The organism is Marinactinospora thermotolerans DSM 45154, from assembly GCF_900167435.1.
Lineage (GTDB): Bacteria > Actinomycetota > Actinomycetes > Streptosporangiales > Streptosporangiaceae > Marinactinospora > Marinactinospora thermotolerans.
This window is the reverse complement of record NZ_FUWS01000006.1, coordinates 351,358-370,808: the sequence shown is the minus strand read 5'-3', so window position 1 is coordinate 370,808 and position 19,451 is coordinate 351,358. Positions and strand designations below refer to the sequence as shown.

Below are 19,451 nucleotides of genomic sequence, written 5' to 3'. Positions count from 1 at the left end.
GGCTCAAAGGCGCGGGAGCGTCGTGGTGGAACCGCCGGATGACGGGGACCGGGCCATGGGACCGGTCTTCGGCTGGACATCTCTGGGTGAATGGGCTGGGCCGCGCGTCGCGGTCGCGCAGTGGGGCGGTCGGTGGCCGACCTGGAGGGGTCACCGGCACGGGAACGCCGCGCCACACCGCCGGCCGATCGCGCCGGCCTGCTTCGACGATACCGTCTCGGGGACCGACTTCCGAAGGGTTCGCGCGGCATAACCGAGGGAAGCCGCCCTTTCCTTCGCGCCCGGACCGGGGTCCCGCCTCCTTTTCGCGTCGTTGTCCAGGTGCTATGCCGAAGCTCATAACGGGATTCGATTCGCACCTCAGGGAAAGGCCACCTAACCTCTGTCCCTGTGCCGAACACTGGAATGACTGGGGATGAGCCGTCTCCCCGCCTCGCCGACGATTCCACCGTTTCCGCTCGTGACAGAGCCGCCGACGGCGGACCGACGGACGAGCAGCGCGCCGCGCTGTCCGGGCTGCGGGAGTCCATCGACCCCGTGGTCGAGGAGCTGGGCGAGCGTTTCGCCGCCGCAGGCCACGAGCTGGCGATCGTGGGCGGTCCCGTGCGTGATGCCCTGTTGGGGCGCGCGGTCCACGACCTGGACTTGACGACCGACGCCGTTCCGCAGCGCGTCCTCGAACTCGTCGACGGGTGGGCCGACGCGGTGTGGACCGTCGGCATCGACTTCGGCACGGTCGGGCTGCGCAAGGGCGGTCACCAGCTCGAGATCACGACCTATCGCAGCGAGTCCTACCAGCCGAAGTCGCGCAAGCCCGAGGTGAGCTACGGGCGCTCGCTGGAGGAGGACCTCGTCCGGCGCGACTTCACCGTCAACGCCATGGCGGTCCGGCTGCCGCAGCAGGAGTTCGCCGACCCGTTCGGTGGACGGGCCGATCTGGCCGCTCGGATGCTGCGCACCCCGGGACGGCCGGAGGACTCCTTCAGCGACGATCCCCTGCGCATCATGCGCGCGGTGCGCTTCGCCGCCCAGCTCGGTTTCCGGCTCGCGCCCGAGGTGAAGAGGGCCGCTTCCGACATGGCCGAGCGGCTGCGGATCGTCTCGGCCGAGCGCATCCGCGACGAGCTCGTCAAACTGCTGCTCAGCCCCGACCCGCGGGTGGGCATCGAGCTGATGGTCGATCTCGGCATCGCCGACCACGTCCTTCCCGAGATCCCCCGGTTGCGTCTGGAGATCGACGAGCACCACCGGCACAAGGACGTCTACGAGCACTCGTTGACGGTCCTGGACCAGGCGATCGACCTGGAACGCCAGCGGGGGATGGAGCCCGACCTGGTGTTGCGGCTGGCGGCCCTGCTGCACGACATCGGCAAGCCGAAGACGCGCGCCTTCGAAGAGGGCGGCCGGGTGACCTTCCACCACCACGAGGTGGTGGGCGCGTCGATGACCAGGAACCGCCTCGGCGCGCTGCGGTTCCCCAAGGACGTGGTCGCCGACGTCGGCAAGCTCGTCGCGCTGCACCTGCGCTTCCACGGCTATGGCAAGGGCGAGTGGACCGACTCCGCGGTACGCCGCTACGCGCGCGACGCGGGGCCGCTGCTGGAGCGGTTGCACGTGCTCACCCGCGCCGACTGCACGACGCGCAACCGCCGCAAGGCCGCCGCGCTGGCCCGTTCCTACGACGACATCGAGCGGCGTATCGCCCGGCTCGCCGAGGAGGAGGAGCTCAACCGGATCCGTCCCGACCTCGACGGCAACGAGATCCAGGAGATCCTCGGGATCGGCCCCGGGCCGCTGGTGGGCAGGGCGTGGCAGTTCCTGCTGGAGCTGCGCCTGGAGAACGGGCCGATGGCCAAGGAGGACGCCGCGCAGCGGCTGCGGGAGTGGGGCCGCGACAACGTCTGAGGTGGTCCGCCCGGCCGTGTGGTGAGGGGCGGACGCCGTCGCGACACGCCGACACGCCGGTATGTCGACAAGGCGGCGTGTCGGCGTCGGGTCATGTCGATGAGCCGGCGGGTCGAGGCGCGGCGCCGCGGGCCGGCACGGCGCGTCCTCAGGGGAGGGCCGGTGAGGCGGGGCGCGGGCGGCGCGTCCCGGTCCACCAGGCGGCGCACATCAGCGCGTAGCACGCCGACATCGCCAGCAGCACCGGAACGGAGACCCCCGACGTGGGGATCAGGGGGGCCGCGACGGCCGCCGCCGCGACGAACGCGGCGTTGAAGAGCATGTCGTAGACGGAGAACACCCGTCCCCGGTAGGCGTCGTCGACATGGCTCTGTACCAACGTGTCGACACAGACCTTCACCCCCTGCGACACCACCCCCAGGGCGAATCCGGCGAAGGGGAACAGCGTCGCGGAGAAGGACAGCCCGAAGACCGGCAGGGACAGGCAACCTCCCGCGAGCAGGAGCGCGATCCAGGTCCCCGTGCGCATCCGCGCCGTCGCCCACGGGGTGATCACCGCGCCGACGAAGAAGCCGGCCCCCGACGCGGCGAGCGTCACCGAGAAACCGGCCAACCCGGCCACACCGCCCGAGGTGAAGGTGTTGTTGTAGAGCAGCAGCGTCATGATCGTCGAGACGCCGTAGACGAACCTGTGGCCGGCGATCGTCAGCAGCCCGTACCCGGCGGGGCGCCGTTCGGCGACGTGGCGCAGGCCGTCGGCGAGCCCCGTCACGACGCCGCCCAGCACAGAGCGCATCCGCGGGGCGGGGGCGTCCAGGTCGGGACCCAGCTCCCGGCGTCCCAGGGTGATCGAGACCAGCGCGGAGGCCGCGAAGCCCACCCCGGCCCCCAGCAGGATGAGCGCCGTGCCCAGGAGGCCGTCACCGCCGAGCAGCCGCAGGCCGGCCCCGGCGCCGGCGCCCAGGAAGCTCGCGAAGGTCCCGCACGTCGGCGTCACCGCGTTGGCCATGACCAGTCTCTCGCGCGCCACCACGTGCGGCAGCGCGGCCGACAGCGCGGCGAGGAAGAACCTGTTCAGGCTGAGCAGGAGCAGGGCTGCGGCGAGGAACGCGACCCCGTCGGAACCGGTCGCCACGAGCGCGGCGGTCACCACGGCCAGTGCGGCCTTGCCCACGGCGGACACCAGCAGGATCTGGCGACGGGGCCAGCGGTCGATGAGGACACCGGCGAAGGGGCCCACCACCGAGAAGGGCAGCAGCAGCACGGCGAAGGCCGCCGCCACGTCCGCGGCCGAGGTGTGCTGCTCGGGGGAGAAGAACACGTATCCGGCCAGCCCGGCCTGGTAGACGCCGTCGGAGAACTGTGACACCAGCCGGGTGCCGAAGAGGCGGCGGAACCGGCCGCCGCGGAGGACTTCGCGCAGATCGCCGAGGAAGGACACGGCCCAAGGCTACGGCTCGGCCGAGGGCGTGGCGTGCCGGGCGGTTTCCGCGCCGGCGCCGCGACCTTCCGCGCGGTGTCGCGCGGGACGGGGACGGCACGGCGTCCCGATCATCCCGGGAGGGCCGCCGGGGACTGCGACGGGCGCGGGGGCGGGAACCACCCGAAGGTGGTCCCGCCCCCGCGCGGCAAGGACGGGCTCAGCGCTCGGTCTCGCCGGCGATGAACCGTTCCACCGCCGCGTGCGCCTCGCTGTCGGAGTACTGGACCGGCGGCGACTTCATGAAGTAGGAGGAGGCCGACAGGATCGGGCCGCCGATGCCGCGGTCCTTGGCGATCTTGGCGGCGCGGACGGCGTCGATGATGATGCCGGCCGAGTTGGGGGAGTCCCACACCTCCAGCTTGTACTCCAGGTTCAACGGCACGTCGCCGAACGCGCGGCCCTCCAGCCGGACGTAGGCCCACTTGCGGTCGTCCAGCCACGGCACGTGGTCCGAGGGACCGATGTGCACCGAGCCGGCCTTGAGCTCGTGCGGGATCTGGGAGGTGACCGACTGGGTCTTAGAGATCTTCTTGGACTCCAGGCGCTCGCGTTCGAGCATGTTCTTGAAGTCCATGTTGCCGCCGAAGTTGAGCTGGTAGGTGCGGTCCACGACGACGCCCCGGTCCTCGAACAGCTTCGACAGGACCCGGTGCGTGATGGTGGCGCCGACCTGTGACTTGATGTCGTCGCCCACGATCGGCACGCCGGCGTCGGTGAACTTCTTGGCCCATTCGGGGTCGGAGGCGATGAACACGGGAAGCGCGTTGACGAACGCGACCCCCGCGTCGATCGCGCACTGCGCGTAGAAGCGGTCGGCCTCCTCCGAGCCCACCGGGAGGTAGGACACCAGGACATCGGCCTTGGCCGCCTTCAGGGTGGCGACGACGTCCACCGCGTCCTCGGTGGACTCCTCGATCGTCTCGCGGTAGTAGCGTCCCAGCCCGTCGTAGGTCGGTCCGCGCTGGACGGTCACGCCGGTCGGCGGGACGTCGCAGATCTTGATGGTGTTGTTCTCGCTGGCGTTGATCGCGTCGGCGAGGTCGTGGCCGACCTTCTTGGCGTCGACGTCGAACGCCGCGACGAACTCCACGTCCCGCACGTGGTAGGGGCCGAAGCGGACGTGCATCAGGCCGGGGACCCGGGACTCGGGGTCGGCGTCCCGGTAGTAGTGGACGCCCTGGACGAGCGAGGCCGCGCAGTTGCCGACGCCCACGATGGCGACGCGTACCGAACCCATTGGCACTTGCTCCTTCTTCTTTGCTGACGGAATGCGTTCGTGCGCCGGTCCGCGGCCGGCACCGTTCACTGTGGACGTGCGGGCGGGGCGGAACCCGGTTGCCCCGGGTCGGTCCGTCCGCCGAGTGTGGCCGCGCCTTCCGGGCCGCGCCGTTCTCTGTCGATCAGGTCGTCGAGCCAGTGGACTTCGCGTTCCACCGACTCCACGCTGTGGCGGTTCAGTTCGAACAGGTAGCCGTCGCAGCGGCCGGCCACCTGGTCCAGGCGTTGGTTCGCGTGGTCCAGTTGGCGCCGGAGCCGGTCACGGCGGGCTTCGAGGATGCGTACGCGCACATCCGCGCGGGTACGCCCGAACAGCGCGAAGTGGACGCCGAAGCACTCGTCGTCGCAGGCCGCCGGTCCGACCTCGGAGAGGAGACGGTCCAGGCGGTCCCGTCCGGCTCCGGTCAGCCGGTAGACGATGCGCGATCGCCGTCCCCGCGACGGGCCGGACCCGTCGGGCGTCTGCGTGACGAGTCCCTCGTCGAGCAGTCTCCTCAGGCAGGGGTAGAGAGAGCCGTAGGAGAAGGTCCGGAGCGTCCCCAGTTCCTGGGCGAGGCGCTTGCGGAGCTCGTAACCGTGCAAGGGGGCGGCGTCGAGGAGGCCGAGGACCGCGAGTTCGAGGACGTGTGTCCTGCGCGTGCCCATCCGGCTCACCTCCCAACCTCCTCGGGACACCGGGCTCCGCCGGTGCCGTGCCAGGCACTCTCCTCTCCGAGGGAGAGAGGAGTATGCGCGTACACGTGTTTTGTGCAGAAATGACTATATCGAAGCGATATATGGGCATCCCAAGACGCCCCGGCGACACCGGCAAACGCTTTGTGTGGACTTCTGGAATTCCCCGATATGGGTACTGTGAACTGCGGGAATCCGGATAAGGAGAGACTTCGGACGATCCGAAGGCCCGGCTCCGCCTCACACGACGTACGCTGACAACCGTGTGTCATGGGGAGCCGATTGCGACGGAGGGGTTCCGCCGGCAGGTACGCTCACGCCTGGGTTGTGCTATGTGGCGCCCCCGCCCTAACGTAACGATCGCTCTCAGGGCTGACGCCCTCCCCCGGCGTCACGCTGTGCAGCGCACGGACGAGCCCCCCGGACCAGGGGAGCCGGTCTGCCGTCCAGTCCGGACGGCGCAGGAAGGAGCGATGGCGCGACCGCGCCGGGAGCATATCTACCCCGGCCACAGGCCTCCACACATGGTCGCCCCGGGCGGCGTGTGCGAGGCGGTGGGGCGCGCCGCGTAGCTTTTCGTCCCGATAGGTCACCGACAGGAGGAAGCAGCAGCCGACGTATTCGGTGGATCGGCGAGATCCCCGAGATCCCGCCCGTTTCCCGGACCGGAAACGGCGGGAGACCGCTCGCCCACATCGCTGGATCCGTTCCTGGCAGGGGGAACGAGCTGCCCCTCCCACCCCGGTCGTAAGGCCCATCGGCCGTATCACAACAAACGAGGACGCGTGAGTACCGAAAGACGACGGAGCGCTGGCGGACGCCGCCGGGCCGATGGCCCGGTGGAGAACCCGCGCGGCAACGGCGGCAGGCGTGGCCGGGACGGCTACGCCGAGGACGAGCGCGCCGCTGCCGGTCGCCGCCGGGCCAGTGATGCAGACGGTGGTTTCTGGGATGACGAGCGCGAACGACGTCCGCGCCGTTCCCGGAACGACTACGACGACGAGCGCTCGCAGCGGCGTTCCTCCGCGGCGCGCGCGGAGAACGGCCGGGAGGGAGGGCGCCGCAGGGCCTCGTCGGGATACGACGACGACCGCGCGGCACGCCGCCCCCGTGACGGCTACGAGGACGACCGTCCCTCGCGCCGCCGGGCACGCGACGACTACGACGACGACCGCCCGCCGCGCCGCCGGGCACGCGACGACTACGACGACGACCGCGGCGGCCGTCGCGCCACCAGCGGCGCACGCTCCGAGGCCGGAGGGCGCCGCCGCGCCGCCGCGCCTCCTCCGCGCGGACGGCGCCGCTCCAAGGACCACGACGAGGAGATCGACGAGCGCGGCCCGCTCAAGCGCTTCTTCGCCAAGACCTGGAAGCCGGTCCTGATCTCCTGCGGCGTCATCTTCGTCGTGTGTGTCGCGGCGTTCGGCATCGCCTACGCCCAGCTGCCCGACGCGGCGGACATGGACGCCCAGGCCAGCGTCGAGCAGGCCGCCACCTCGGTCACGTTCGCCGACGGCTCCGAGGCCACCTCCTTCGGTGAGGTCAACCGCATCCCGGTCACTCGGGAGCAGATCCCCCAGACCGTGGTCAACGGCGTGCTCGCCTCCGAGCAGCGCACCTTCTACACCGACCCGGCGATCTCGCCCACGGGCATGCTGCGCGCGGTCCTGTCCGGCGGTAGCGCCGGTGGTGGATCGACCATCACCCAGCAGATGGCGCGTAACTACTACGACGGCCTCAGCCAGGACCGCTCCTACCTGCGCAAGATCAAGGAGATCCTGATCTCGCTGAAGGTCGAGCAGTCGCTGAGCAAGGACGAGATCCTCACCCAGTACCTCAACACGATCTACTTCGGCCGTGGCGCCAGCGGCGTCCAGGCCGCCGCGCAGGCCTACTTCGACAAGAACGTCGAGGACCTCGACGCGGCCGAGGGCGCGTTCATCGGCACGATCATCCAGCAGCCCAGCAACTTCGAGAACGTCCAGCCGGGCTCGGAGATGGAGAAGATCCTCAAGGAACGCTGGCAGTACACGGTCGACGGCATGGTCGCGATGCACGAGGAGGACCCGAACCTCGGCATCAGCCAGGAGGAGGCCGACAAACTGGAGTTCCCCGAGACCGCGCCCCTGGAGGCCGGCGACAACTACGCGGGCTACCGGGGCTACATCCAGGAGGCGGTCAAGCGGGAGCTGGAGAACCGCTACGACCTCACCGCCGAGCAGTACGCGGTCGGTGGCTACCAGGTGAAGACCTCCCTGGAGGAGGACCTGATGATCGCCGCCGAGGAGGCCGTCACCAGCACGCTCCCCAGCTTCGAGAGCATCCCCGAGGAGACCAACTTCGGCCTGGCCGCGGTCGAGCCGGCCACCGGCGAGATCAAGGCGTTCTACGGGGGAACCGACCCGCTGACCGACGCGGACAACTCGCTCATCCAGCAGGGGCAGGCCGGTTCGGCCTTCAAGCCCTACGCGCTGGCCGCGGGCCTGTCCCAGGGCATCAGCCTGGACAGCACCTTCGACGGTGACTCCCCGCAGACCTTCGCCGGCATCAGCGAGCCGATCCAAAACGACAGCGACGTCTCCTACGGCCCGGTCGACCTCGTCCAGTCGACCGCCGACTCGGTCAACACCAGCTACGTCAAGCTGGCCGAGATCGTCGGCCCCGAGGAGGTCGTCGCCACGGCGGAGCGCTCGGGCATCCCCGAGAGCCGGCGCGAGACCGTCACCGCCATCGGCTCCAACGTCGTCCTGGGCACCATGTCGGTCACGGCGCTGGACCAGGCCGCCGGCTACGCCACCTTCGCCAACAAGGGCATGCACCTGCCGCAGCACATGATCACCGAGGTCAAGGACCGCAACGGCGAGATCCTGCGCCCCAAGGACCAGGACATCATCGACGCCGGAGGCAGCCGCGCCTTCAGCGCCGAGGTCGCCGCCGACGCCACCTACGCCATGACCCAGGTGGTCGAGAACGGCGGTGGCAAGGAGGCCGCCCTGCCCGACGGCCGTCCGGTCGCCGGCAAGACCGGTACGTCCAACCAGGCGACGTCGGCCTGGTTCGTGGGGTACACCCCGCAGCTGTCCGCAGCGGTCGGCCTGCACCGCAGCGACAACCAGCCGCTGGAGATCCCCGGTCTGGGCAGCGACGTCTACGGTGGTACGACGTCGGCCAAGATCTGGAAGGCGTTCATGACCAAGGCGATGGAGGGGCAGGAGATCCAGCAGTTCCCGGGCCGGGCCAACGTCGGCAGCCCGCAGAGCTTCGTCCCGACGCCCACCCCCGAGCCGTCGGATGAGCCGGAGCCCTCCGACTCGCCCGAGCCGACCCCGAGCACCACGCAGTCGGAGTCGCCCGACCCCACCCCGTCCCACTCGGAGCCGGCGCAGCCGGGCCGGCCCGACTGCGAGGAGCAGTCGTGGCTTCCGCAGTGCCAGGAGGAGACGCCCGATCCCGAACAACCGGACGGTCCCGGTTGGGGGGACAACAACACGGGGGATCCCGGACGTCCAGAGGATCCGGACGGCAATCCGTTCGGCTGGTGACTAACAACATGGAGCACAGGTGACCTCCATCTCCGGTGAGACCGGGGACCCGGGTGCCGGCGGTGTCGCGACCGACGCCGCCGGCACCCGGCGTTTCTCCACCCGTCACGCGACCCCCTGGCCGCAGCTGGCCGGGCTGGCCCTGCTGGGCGCGGCGCTCGGATACGCGGCCAAGGCGCCGTGCAGGTTCGGCGGCGCCTGGCTCGACGGCACCCAGTACGCGGCGTCCTGCTACAGCGACGTCTTCCCGCTGTACTACCGCGACGGCCTGGACCAGGGGATCGTCCCCTACCTGGACGTCCCGGTCGAGTACCCCGTGCTCACCGGCGGCCTCATGCACCTCCTGGCGCGGTCGGTGAGCTGGCTGCCCGACCAGCTCTCGCGCGCCCTGGGCTACTTCGACGTCACCGCGCTGGTGCTGGCGTTGTGCCTGGGGGCGACGGTGATCGGGGTCGGGCACCTGGCCGGGCGCGGCGGGCTGTCCGGGGACGGGCGCGCGTTCGACCGGCGCCGCGCGCTCATCGCGGGGGCCTTCACCGCGCTCGCGCCGGCCGCGGTCCTCACCGCCTACATCAACTGGGACCTGCTCGCCGTCGCGCTGGCGACCGGCGGCCTGGTGGCCCACGCGCACCGCCGCCCCTGGCTCGCGGGGGCGCTCATCGGGCTGGCCGTCGCGGCCAAGTTCTACCCCCTGCTCTTCCTCGGCCCGATGTTCGTGCTCGTGGCGCGCGACGTGCTCCGCGGACGGGGAAGCGTCGGGGACTTCCTGCGACCGCTGGGCGGCGCCCTGATCGCCTGGACGGCCGTGAACCTCCCCGTCGCCCTGGCGGCTCCGCAGGCGTGGGCGACCTTCTTCCGGTTCAGCAGCGAGCGCGGCGCCGACTGGGGGTCCGTCTACTACGGCCTGGGCGGCTTCGGGCTCTTCGACACCGCGGATCTGGACCGCATCAACACCGTGGGAACGGGCGGACTGCTGTTGGCCTGTGTCGGCATCGCCCTGCTCGGGCTGTTCGCCCGCCGCCGCCCTCCCTTGGAACAGCTGCTGTTCCTGGTCGTCGCCGCCTTCCTCATCACCAACAAGGTGTGGTCGCCCCAGTTCGTCCTGTGGCTGGTGCCCCTCGCGGCGCTGGCGTGGCCACGGTGGTCGCGCGGGTGGCCGGCGCTCGTGGTGTTCGGGGTGTGGCAGCTCGCCGAGATCGGCTACGTCCTGGGGATCTGGCGGCACCTGATGTGGAGCATCGACCCGGCCACGGGACTGGGATTCGAGGGGTACGCGGTGCTGCTGTTCGCGCGGTTGTTCTCGCTGCTGGCCGTCGCTGTCCTGATCGTCGTGGATTGCCTGAGCGACGGCGATTCCGCGTCGTGACGACTGGTAGCCTGGGATGTCGTCCGGCTCAGAGCTCCGGCGCCCCTCCGGCGCGCCGATCCGAGCTTGTGCCCTCCTGCCATGGAGAGACCATGGCCGCAACAGTCCAGAGGAGGTAGGCACGCCTATGCGTCGCTACGAAGTCATGGTCATCCTCGACCCCAACCTCGACGAGCGCACGGTCGCCCCGTCGCTGGAGCAGTTCCTGGGTGTCGTCCGCAACGACGGTGGCTCGGTCGAGAAGGTCGACGTCTGGGGGAAGCGCCGCCTTTCCTACGACATCGCCAAGAACGCCGAGGGCATCTACGCGGTGATCGACCTCACCGCCACGCCCGCCACGGTCAAGGAGCTGGACCGCCAGCTCAACCTCACCGAGGCCGTTCTCCGCACCAAGGTCCTGCGTCCCGAGGTGCACTGACGCCTCCGGCGCTCAGCGCCCCGCCCCGCCCGATCCGAACCTAGGAATCCGGAGCCGACCAATGGCAGGCGAAACCCAGATCACGCTCGTGGGCAATCTCGTCGACGACCCCGAGCTGCGCTTCACCCCCAGCGGGGCCGCGGTGGCGAACTTCCGTGTGGCCTCGACGCCGCGCACGTTCGACCGCCAGAGCGGTGAGTGGAGAGATGGCGAGTCCATGTTCCTCACCTGCTCGGTGTGGCGGCAGTACGCCGAGAACGTGGCCGAGAGCCTTCAGCGTGGTATGCGCGTCATCGTGCAGGGCCGTCTCAAGCAGCGGTCGTACGAGACGAAGGAAGGCGAGAAGCGCACCGTCTTCGAGGTCGAGGTCGAAGAGGTCGGCCCCGCGCTGCGCAGCGCCACCGCCAAGGTGACGAAGACGCAGCGTCAGGGCGGCCAGGGCTTCGGCGGAGGCGGCGGTGGCGGCTTCGGCGGTGGCGGGGGCTACGGCAACCAGGGTGGTGGCGGCTTCGGCGGCCAGCAGGGGGGCCGCTCCGGCCCGCCCGCCGACGACCCGTGGGCCACCGGCGGTGGCGGGGGCTTCGGCGGCGGCGGGGGTTACTCCGACGAGCCGCCGTTCTAGGCCGTCACGACCCGTTTTGATCTGTCCGAATGACCATCCCCGGGACGACCGGGGCTCTTGAACAAGGAGCACCACGATGGCAAAGCCGGCAGTGCGCAAGCCCAAGAAGAAGGTTTGCCTGTTCTGTCAGGAAAAGCTGTCCTACATCGACTACAAGGACACCAACCTGCTGCGGAAGTTCATCTCCGACCGCGGCAAGATCCGCGCCCGTCGCGTGACGGGCAACTGCACGCAGCACCAGCGTGACGTCGCCACGGCGATCAAGAACGCCCGCGAGATGGCGCTGCTGCCCTACACCAGCACCGCTCGCTAACGGGGATCCGAGGGAGGTTTAAGTCGTGAAGCTCATTTTGACCCACGAGGTCAATGGTCTCGGCGCCCCGGGCGATGTCGTCGAGGTGAAGGACGGCTACGGCCGTAACTACCTGCTGCCCCGTGGGTTCGCCATCCGCTGGACGCGTGGTGGGCAGAAGCAGATCGATTCGATCCGCCGTGCCCGCGCGGCCCGCGACATCCGCAGCCTGGACGAGGCCAAGCAGGTCGCCGGCCAGCTCGGCGCGCTGAAGGTCCGCCTGTCCCAGAACGCCGGTGACACCGGCCGTCTGTTCGGCTCGGTCACCGCGGCCGACGTCGCCGAGGCGGTCAAGAACTCCGGCGGTCCGACGGTCGACAAGCGCCGGATCGAGATCCGCAACCCGATCAAGTCGGTCGGCGAGCACCGGGTCGAGGTCCGCCTCCACCCCGAGGTCGTCGCCACGATCGAGCTCGAGGTCGTTCCCGCCTAACGGCGCGGCTCCTCGAACCCCGGCCCCGCGAGGGGCCGGGGTTTTCCTTTGCCCGGGTTTGGCAACACGCCATGGTGCTTAAAGTGACGGTTTGATTACTTTCTGCAACATTATCGTGGCGATGGGCCTGTACCCGAACGGGAAGGATGAGGCCGAGTGTCCACTCATGAACAGAGCGCCGCCGAGGCGGGCCTGAGCAGACGGACCATGCTGCGCGGTACCGCGCTCGTCACCGGAGGGGTGTTCCTCGGAGGAGCCGCCGACCTGGGGACCGCGCGGGGCGCGTTCGCCGCCGGCGAGCCGACCGTCTACCACCGGGGCGACTGGGGGGCGCGCAGCGCCAAGCGCACCGCCCAGGTCCTCAGCAGCGGACCGGACCACATCGTCATCCACCACACCGCCACCGCGAACAGCACGGACTACTCGCGCGACCACGCCTTCGCGCTGTCCCGGTCGATTCAGCGCTACCACATGGACACCAACGGGTGGGACGACATCGGCCAGCAGCTCACGATCAGCCGCGGCGGTCACATCATGGAGGGCCGCAACAGCTCGCTGCCCGCGATCCGCAACCGTCGGCACGCGGTGGGCGCGCACACCGCGAACCACAACGCCCACACCATCGGTATCGAGAACGAGGGAACCTACACCTCGGCCACGCCGCCGGCGGCGCTCATGGACGCCCTGGTCGAGACGTGCGCGTGGTTGTGCGCGGTCTACGGGCTCAAGCCCGACAGCGCGATCGTCGGGCATCGCGACTACAACGTCACCTCGTGCCCGGGGGACAAGCTGTACGCCCTGCTACCGCAACTGCGCCGTGACGTCAGCGCGGCCCTGGCCAGGATCGAGATGCGGCTGGCGGCACCGGCCCCGCAGCCTGTCCCGGAGGAACACCTGCCCTCCTTCCCCGAGGTCCCGATGAACGAGCGGGCCGTCGCCTTCGCCCACGGACCCGCGCTGGGGCCCGCGGACCCCACCCGCTGACGGCCGAGCCTCAGGGGCGCGTGGCTCCGGTGACCAGCCACGCGCTCCCTCGCGCACGCAGCCCCAGCGTGACCCCGCGCGCCAGCATCCACACCCCGAAGGCCAGCCACAGCCACACCAGTCCCATCGTCGACCCCTCGGGGACCAGCCACAGCACGAGAACGCTGAAGGGAAGGTAGACCAGCGTCGTCCACAGGCTGGCCCACGCCAGGTAACGCTGGTCCCCGGCACCCATGAGGACGCCGTCCAGCACCATGACCACGCCACTGAGGGGCTGGAGCAGCGCCACGACCACGAGGGCCCCCGCGATCAACGCCCGGACCTCCTCGTCGGTGGTGAAGGGAACGGCCGCCCAGGGGCGGACCAGGAGCACCAGCACGGTGAAGAGCAGGCCGACCATGACGCCCCACTCGACCATCCTGCGGGTCGCGGCCCGCGCCCCCGCCGCGTCCGAGGCGCCCAGGTAACGGCCGATGATGGCCTGACCGGCGATGGCGATCGCGTCCAGCGCGAACACCAGCAGCGACCAGATCTGGAACGCCACCTGCTGGGCGGCGATCTCGCCGTCGCCCAGCCGCGCCGCGACGGCGGTCGTGGCGAGCAGGGCCACCCGCAGCGACACGGTGCGGACGAACAGCGCAGCGCCGGCCGAGGCCGACGCCTTCAGGCCGGCGGCGTCAGGGGCCAGGGAGACCCCTGACCTGCGGGCCGCGTGGGCCACGACCGCGATGTAGACGACGGCGCCGCCGCTCTGCGCGATGACGGTCGCCCAGGCCGACCCGGCGACCCCCCAGCCGAACCCCAGGACGAACGACACGCACAGCACGATGTTGGCGAGGTTGGAGCCCACGGCCACGAACAGGGGCGTCCGCGCGTTCTGGAGACCGCGCAGTACGCCGGTGCCCGCCATGATGACGAGCAGGGCGGGGGTGCTCAACAGACTGATCCGCAGATAGGTGAGCGCGTGGGGGGCGACGGTGTCGGAGGCTCCCAGGGCCTCGATCGCCCAGGGGGCCAGGGGCCAGCCGAACGCGATGACGGCCACGCCGATGAGCAGCGCGAGCCACAGCCCGTCGACACCGTTGCGGATGCCGCCGCGGATGTCTCCGGCCCCGAACCTGCGGGCCACCGCCGATGTGGTGCCGTAGGCGAGGAAGATGCACAGGTTCGCCAGGGTCATCAGGATCTGCGAGGCGATCCCGAGCCCGCCGAGTTCCGCGGTGCCGAGCCGTCCCACCACCGCGGAGTCGGTCAGCAGGAAGAGCGGCTCGGAGACGAGCGCGAAGAACGTGGGGACGGCGAGGTGGAGGATCTCGCGGTCGTGGTGGTGCCGCAGAGGCGGAGCCGGGAGCAGTGAGGACGGTCGTGGCATGGCCCTGTCACGTTACCGGACGGGTGTTCGACCGGGTTGTCCACAGTTATCCACCACTTCCGGGATCCCCTGTGGATAACCTGTGGAAAGTTGCGTGTGAACTTTCTTTCACACACAGGCGGTGAATAGTGTTTTTGCAGCTCAGATAGGGTGTGTGCGGGTGGTGGACAAGTTATCCACAGATGTTGTGCACAAGCTATCCGCAGAAACCGCGCGGTCGTCCACAGGATCTCCCCAGGCTCGTCCACAGGTCGTTTTGCGGGTGTCGTCGGAAGTGGCGACAATCCAAGTTCGAGCATGTTGAAGCACGTGCAGGGGGGACAGGCGTGAGCGACACCGAGGGCCCGCGCGAGGAGAGCGGTTTCGAACGCACGCCTCCGAACGACATCATGGCCGAGCAGTGCGTCCTGGGAGGCATGCTCCTCTCCAAGGAGGCCATCAGCCAGGTCGTCGAGATCGTCCGTTCCGCCGACTTCTACCGGCCCGCCCACCAGACGATCTACGACACCATCATCGACCTGTTCTCGCGCGGCGAGCCGGTCGACGCGGTCTCCGTCAACGCCGAGCTGACCAAGCGAGGCGAGATCACCCGCGTGGGAGGCGCCCCCTACCTGCACACCCTCACCGAGGCCGTCCCCACGGCCGCCAACGCGGGCTACTACGCCCGCATCGTCGCCGACCGGGCTGTTCTGCGCCGACTCGTCGAGGCCGGGACCCGCATCGCCCAGATCGGGTACGCGGGGGACGGAGAGGTCGACGACCTCGTCGACCGGGCCCAGGCCGAGATCTACCGGGTGGCCGAGAAGCGCACGGGCGAGGACTACCTCCCGCTCAGCGAGATCATGCCGGGAGCCCTCGACGAGATCGAGGCCATCTCGGCCCACGACGGTTCCCTCACCGGGGTTCCCACCGGGTTCACCGACTTCGACGCCCTCTCCAACGGCCTGCATCCCGGGCAGATGATCATCATCGCGGCCCGGCCCGCCGTGGGTAAGGCGCTCGCCCTGGACACCCCGTTGCCCACCCCCGACGGGTGGACCACCATGGGGCGGGTCCGCACCGGCGACCTGCTGGTCGCCGCCGACGGCACCCCGACCCGCGTCGTCGCCACCACCGAGGTCATGCACGGCCGCCCGTGCTACGAGATCACCTTCGACGACGGCACCACCGTGATCGCCGACGCCGAGCACCAGTGGCCCGTGAGCGCTCCCGACCGGCCGGTCCGGGTACGGACCACGCGTGAGCTCGCCACGTCGCTGGAGGACGGCCTGGAGGGCCGGCCCGCCATCGCCCTCGCGGCGCCGTTGGACCTTCCCGAGCGCGATCTCGCGCTGCCCCCCTACTTCCTCGGCGCCTGGCTGGGGGGCGGCCATCCCGCCATGGCGCGCATCGCCTGCCCGAACCCCGAGGTCCGGATGGGGATCGAGGCCAGCGGGCTGGTCACCAAGCCCGTGGGCGTCTCCGAGCACTGCTACGACGTCGTCCTGCCCTGGGCCGAGGCCGCCGAGACCACGGCGCGCCTCACCCGACTGGGCGTGGTGGACGAGCCCCACCTCCCGGTGGAGTACCTGCGTTCCTCCCCCGCCCAGCGGCGCTCGCTGCTGGCGGGCCTCCTCGACACGGGGGGCGCGGTCGACGAGGACGGGGCGATCCGTCTTCCGGTCGGCACGCGCCGTCTGGCCCGCGACGTCCGCGACCTCGTCCACGGCCTGGGGTACCGGACCGCGTCGCTGCCGGCGCGGAGGGGAGGACAGGGCCGGGAACACGTCGTCGTGATCCGGGCCCCCCGCGAGACGTTCCCCGTGGGGCACGGACCCGCCGCCCACCACGGCGGACCCGGGGAGGAGGCCCTCGCCCCGCGCGTCATCACCGGGATCCGGCCGGTGCCCAGCGTTCCGGTGCGCTGTGTCCAAGTGGACCATCCCGACCACCTGTACCTCGCGACCGAGGCGATGGTCCCCACCCACAACTCCACCCTGGCGTTGGACTTCGCCCGCGCCGCGGCCATCAAGCACCAGCTGACGACCGTGTTCTTCAGTCTTGAGATGGGCCGCAACGAGATCGTCATGCGCCTGCTGTCGGCCGAGGCGCGGGTACCGCTGCACACGATGCGGTCGGGGCTGATGACCGACGACGACTGGACCCGGCTGGCCCGGCGCATGGGCGAGGTGGCGAGCGCGCCCCTGTTCATCGACGACTCCCCGAACATGTCGATGATGGAGATCCGGGCCAAGTGCCGCAGGCTCAAGCAGCAGCACGACCTCAAGCTCGTCGTGGTCGACTACCTCCAGCTCATGAGCTCCAGCGGGCGGGTGGAGAGCCGCCAGCAGGAGGTCTCGGAGATGTCGCGGTCGCTGAAGCTCCTGGCCAAGGAGCTGGAGGTCCCGGTCATCGCGCTGTCCCAGCTCAACCGTGGACCCGAACAACGGACCGATAAGAAACCGCAGGTCAGCGACCTTCGAGAGTCGGGGTCCATCGAGCAGGACGCCGACATGGTCATCCTCCTGTACCGCGAGGACGTGCACGAGAAGGAGTCACCGCGTGCGGGCGAGGCCGACCTGATCGTCGCCAAGCACCGTAACGGCCCCACCGCGACGGTCACGGTGGCCTTCCAAGGGCACTACAGCCGCTTTGTCGACATGGCGCCGGGGTGATCGAGCCGCCGCGGGTGCCGCTTCCCCAGGGGCGGCTGTCGCGTCCCCGGGCGGCCTGGCTCGAAACGGCCCGTCCCGGTGCGGCCGGGTGTCCTCCCGTCCCCCGAGGCGCCGGACGGCCGCGTGCCCGGTCGCGCCCTTCGACGCCCGATGAGGCGGGAGCGGGCGTCCCCGGCCCCCGCCACGGCCGGGCGGGGGAGAGCGGGACGAGGTTCCTTCGCGGTCAGACGGCGATGACGCGTGTCTTGGCGGCCTTGTCGTGCAGGGCCTGGCGATAGGGCTCGTCCCACAACGGCCACAGGCCGTCGAGCAGCGACCCGAAGGGGACGTAGGCGAGCAGGAACTGGGTGAGGACGCGGCCGGCCGCCGCCTTCTTGGTGGGGGGCAGGCCGGTGGCCATGGCGATCACCTTGATGCCGACCATCCGCTTGCCCAGCGTCTGCCCGCTCCTCGAATAGGACAGCCAGTAGTAGGCGAAGGAGGAGAACAGCGCGGCGGCGGCGATCAGCAGGACGGACGGAACCATGATGGAGGCGATCGTGGACTCCGGCCGGCCGTCCAGGGCGACGGAGAGCGGCACCATCACGACCAGTGCTCCGGCCAGGTAGACCGTGAAGCCGATGAAGGTCGCGATGAACCCGTCGATGATGTGGGCGCCGAGCCGGACCCCCCAACTCGCGGGCTGGGGGCCGTAGGCGATGGGACCGCCGAGGTGGTGGGCGGCCGGGTAGCCGTAGCCGGGGTAGTGCGGCGGCGCGACCGGGGGGCCGTAGCCCGGTCCGTAGGGGACACCGGGCGGTGGGGGCAGGGACATGGGATTCCGGATTCTCGTCGATTCAGGTGGGTCCCCGGCATTGTGGCAGGTGGGGGATTCCAGTGGGCCGAAACCCGGGCTTTGCGGCCGCAGGGCCGTATCGGCGGGGACAAGTCGACAAGGCGCTGAGGTGACAGGTCGCTTTGGCGGCGAGACGGCGCCATGGGGCCCGTCGTAGGCCCGGGGGCGCCCCGCCCTCTGCGCGGCCGCGCGCCGGGCCCGTGTCCACCGGGGTGGTGGACGCAGACGTCGAGGGACCGTATGCGGCGCCGCGGCGGTCCGTCCGGTAGATGAGGCGCCAGGTCGCCGTGTCGATGAGTCGAGAAGGGGAGAACGCGGAAGCGGCCGTCCACCTGTGGTGGACGGCCGCTTCCGCGGTCGCGTGTCCTAGGCCCAGCGGGCTTCGGGGCGCATGCGACCGGTCGCGTCGGGTACCAGGACCCAGACGAGCGCGGGCCGTGCGGGTTCGGTCACCGTCTCCTCCATCGACCGGGGGCGGGGGAGGGAAGAGGTGACCGTCGCGCACGCACGGTTCACGGTTGCGCGACGGCGACGTCGGGTCGGAGCGGGTCGGGTGGTCAGCGAAGCCTCGGACACCTTTCGAGCCATGGCGACACCCCCTCGTTTAGCATAGTGAGGACTATAGTTAACCTTCTGTTCACCTTTAAGTCAACTTGGTTCTATCTACCTGGTATGCCAGGACGTGGAAGAGGCGCCCATCGGCCGATGGGCGCCTCTTCCACGTCCTGCTGGTGGTGTGCTGTTCCTCAGTCGCCGGGGAAGATCAGTCCGACGATCTCCAGGTAGAGCTGTTCAGGATAGGGCACGAAGTTGATCCTGCTCAGTGCCTGATCCTGACCGGCGGACTCCATGACGAACGTCCCGTAGCCGAGGAGCCGACCCATGAAGGAACGCTCGAATCGCATGTCGGTGACCTTGCCCAGGGGCATCATGTCGACCTGCCGGGTGATCAACCCGGTCGTCAGGAGCAGGCGCGCGGAGGTGATGACGAAGTAGTCGACCGACCACTCGGCCACCTTCCACACGAACCAGACGAGCAGCAGGAGCCAGACCCACCAGATGACGGCGAGTGCGGTGGGATCGCCGATGACGCTGCTCAGGACACCGGCGGCGATCAGGCCGCCGAGGACCAGGGCCACCGGGCCGATCAGGATCGCCGGATGCCGCCGCATGGTGATGACCTGCTGCTCGTGTGGCAGCAGGTAGCGGTTGACCGATGCGGGCGCCGCGTCGCCCGGAGTTACGAGCTTCATGCCGCCTCAGAACCTAAGCGGCCACGGCGTTGACGAAGCGGGACAGGGAGTCGGCCGCGGACATCAACCCACCCAGGCCCGCGTCGATCACTCCGGCGGCGGATTCGGGCTGGGTGAGCAGATAGAAAGCGACGAAGGCGATGAGCGCGTATTTCAGCCATTGTTTCAACCTCGCCATGATCAACTCCAAAGAATGCCACTGACCCACTAACCCAAGGTGATTGTTACACCGCTGTCGGGGCTCGTAAAGGCAGATCCGAGCTGACGGCGTGGCGTTCCAGG

The 19,451-nt window shown here is 70.0% G+C and carries 16 protein-coding genes; 9 read left to right on the top strand and 7 right to left on the bottom strand.

All coding sequences use genetic code 11. The features are described from left to right. Nucleotides 1-390 precede the first annotated feature (390 nt). Nucleotides 391-1,905, top strand: a complete 1,515-nt coding sequence (locus tag B5D66_RS13245; RefSeq protein WP_394330052.1) for a CCA tRNA nucleotidyltransferase — start codon at nt 391-393, stop codon at nt 1,903-1,905. Between the two features lie 148 nt (nt 1,906-2,053). Here B5D66_RS13245 and B5D66_RS13240 read toward each other — a convergent pair whose 3' ends face one another. The 3 genes from B5D66_RS13240 to B5D66_RS13230 form a co-directional block, all read right to left on the bottom strand. Next, nucleotides 2,054-3,346, bottom strand: a complete 1,293-nt coding sequence (locus B5D66_RS13240) for an MFS transporter (protein ID WP_078762006.1) — start codon at nt 3,344-3,346, stop codon at nt 2,054-2,056. A 199-nt stretch (nt 3,347-3,545) separates the two neighbouring features. Continuing rightward, on the bottom strand, nt 3,546-4,625 hold the full coding sequence (locus B5D66_RS13235; protein WP_200813632.1) for an inositol-3-phosphate synthase: 1,080 nt from the start codon (nt 4,623-4,625) through the stop codon (nt 3,546-3,548). A gap of 65 nt (nt 4,626-4,690) precedes the next feature. Beyond that, the gene (locus B5D66_RS13230) at nt 4,691-5,311 is read right to left on the bottom strand and encodes a PadR family transcriptional regulator (RefSeq protein ID WP_078762005.1); all 621 of its coding nucleotides are present in this window, start codon (nt 5,309-5,311) and stop codon (nt 4,691-4,693) included. 866 nt (nt 5,312-6,177) lie between these two features. Here B5D66_RS13230 and B5D66_RS13225 point away from each other — a divergent pair. The 7 genes from B5D66_RS13225 (at nt 6,178) to B5D66_RS13195 (ending at nt 13,055) form a co-directional block, all read left to right on the top strand. Next, a complete protein-coding gene (locus B5D66_RS13225) occupies nt 6,178-8,880 on the top strand; it encodes a transglycosylase domain-containing protein (RefSeq protein ID WP_235000967.1) in 2,703 nt (900 codons plus the stop codon). 19 nt (nt 8,881-8,899) lie between these two features. Then, a complete protein-coding gene (locus B5D66_RS13220) occupies nt 8,900-10,246 on the top strand; it encodes a glycosyltransferase family 87 protein (protein WP_078762003.1) in 1,347 nt (448 codons plus the stop codon). A gap of 127 nt (nt 10,247-10,373) precedes the next feature. Further along, on the top strand, nt 10,374-10,664 hold the full coding sequence (rpsF, locus tag B5D66_RS13215; RefSeq protein ID WP_078762002.1) for a 30S ribosomal protein S6: 291 nt from the start codon (nt 10,374-10,376) through the stop codon (nt 10,662-10,664). Nucleotides 10,665-10,725: 61 nt separating this feature from the next. After that, on the top strand, nt 10,726-11,286 hold the full coding sequence (locus tag B5D66_RS13210; RefSeq protein WP_078762001.1) for a single-stranded DNA-binding protein: 561 nt from the start codon (nt 10,726-10,728) through the stop codon (nt 11,284-11,286). A 76-nt stretch (nt 11,287-11,362) separates the two neighbouring features. Then, nucleotides 11,363-11,599 carry a 30S ribosomal protein S18 gene (rpsR, locus tag B5D66_RS13205; RefSeq protein ID WP_078762000.1) on the top strand — a complete coding sequence of 79 codons (237 nt, stop codon included), beginning with the start codon at nt 11,363-11,365 and terminating at the stop codon, nt 11,597-11,599. Between the two features lie 25 nt (nt 11,600-11,624). Then, a complete protein-coding gene (gene rplI, locus B5D66_RS13200) occupies nt 11,625-12,071 on the top strand; it encodes a 50S ribosomal protein L9 (RefSeq protein WP_078761999.1) in 447 nt (148 codons plus the stop codon). A gap of 156 nt (nt 12,072-12,227) precedes the next feature. Next, the gene (locus tag B5D66_RS13195) at nt 12,228-13,055 is read left to right on the top strand and encodes a peptidoglycan recognition protein family protein (RefSeq protein ID WP_078761998.1); all 828 of its coding nucleotides are present in this window, start codon (nt 12,228-12,230) and stop codon (nt 13,053-13,055) included. Nucleotides 13,056-13,065: 10 nt separating this feature from the next. Here the strand turns inward: B5D66_RS13195 and B5D66_RS13190 are convergent, their stop codons facing one another. Further along, nucleotides 13,066-14,427: an MATE family efflux transporter gene (locus B5D66_RS13190; RefSeq protein WP_078761997.1), complete on the bottom strand. Its 1,362-nt coding sequence runs from the start codon at nt 14,425-14,427 to the stop codon at nt 13,066-13,068. Between the two features lie 326 nt (nt 14,428-14,753). Here B5D66_RS13190 and dnaB point away from each other — a divergent pair, with 326 nt between their 5' ends. Next, nucleotides 14,754-17,081: a replicative DNA helicase gene (dnaB, locus tag B5D66_RS13185; RefSeq protein ID WP_078761996.1), complete on the top strand. Its 2,328-nt coding sequence runs from the start codon at nt 14,754-14,756 to the stop codon at nt 17,079-17,081. Nucleotides 17,082-17,304: 223 nt separating this feature from the next. Here dnaB and B5D66_RS13180 read toward each other — a convergent pair whose 3' ends face one another. The 3 genes from B5D66_RS13180 to B5D66_RS25740 form a co-directional block, all read right to left on the bottom strand. Then, nucleotides 17,305-17,895: an RDD family protein gene (locus B5D66_RS13180; protein ID WP_078761995.1), complete on the bottom strand. Its 591-nt coding sequence runs from the start codon at nt 17,893-17,895 to the stop codon at nt 17,305-17,307. 767 nt (nt 17,896-18,662) lie between these two features. Further along, complete coding sequence (locus B5D66_RS13170; RefSeq protein ID WP_078761993.1) at nt 18,663-19,169, bottom strand: PH domain-containing protein; 507 nt, start codon at nt 19,167-19,169, stop codon at nt 18,663-18,665. 13 nt (nt 19,170-19,182) lie between these two features. Next, a complete protein-coding gene (locus tag B5D66_RS25740; protein ID WP_200813631.1) occupies nt 19,183-19,347 on the bottom strand; it encodes a hypothetical protein in 165 nt (54 codons plus the stop codon). Nucleotides 19,348-19,451 lie beyond the last annotated feature (104 nt).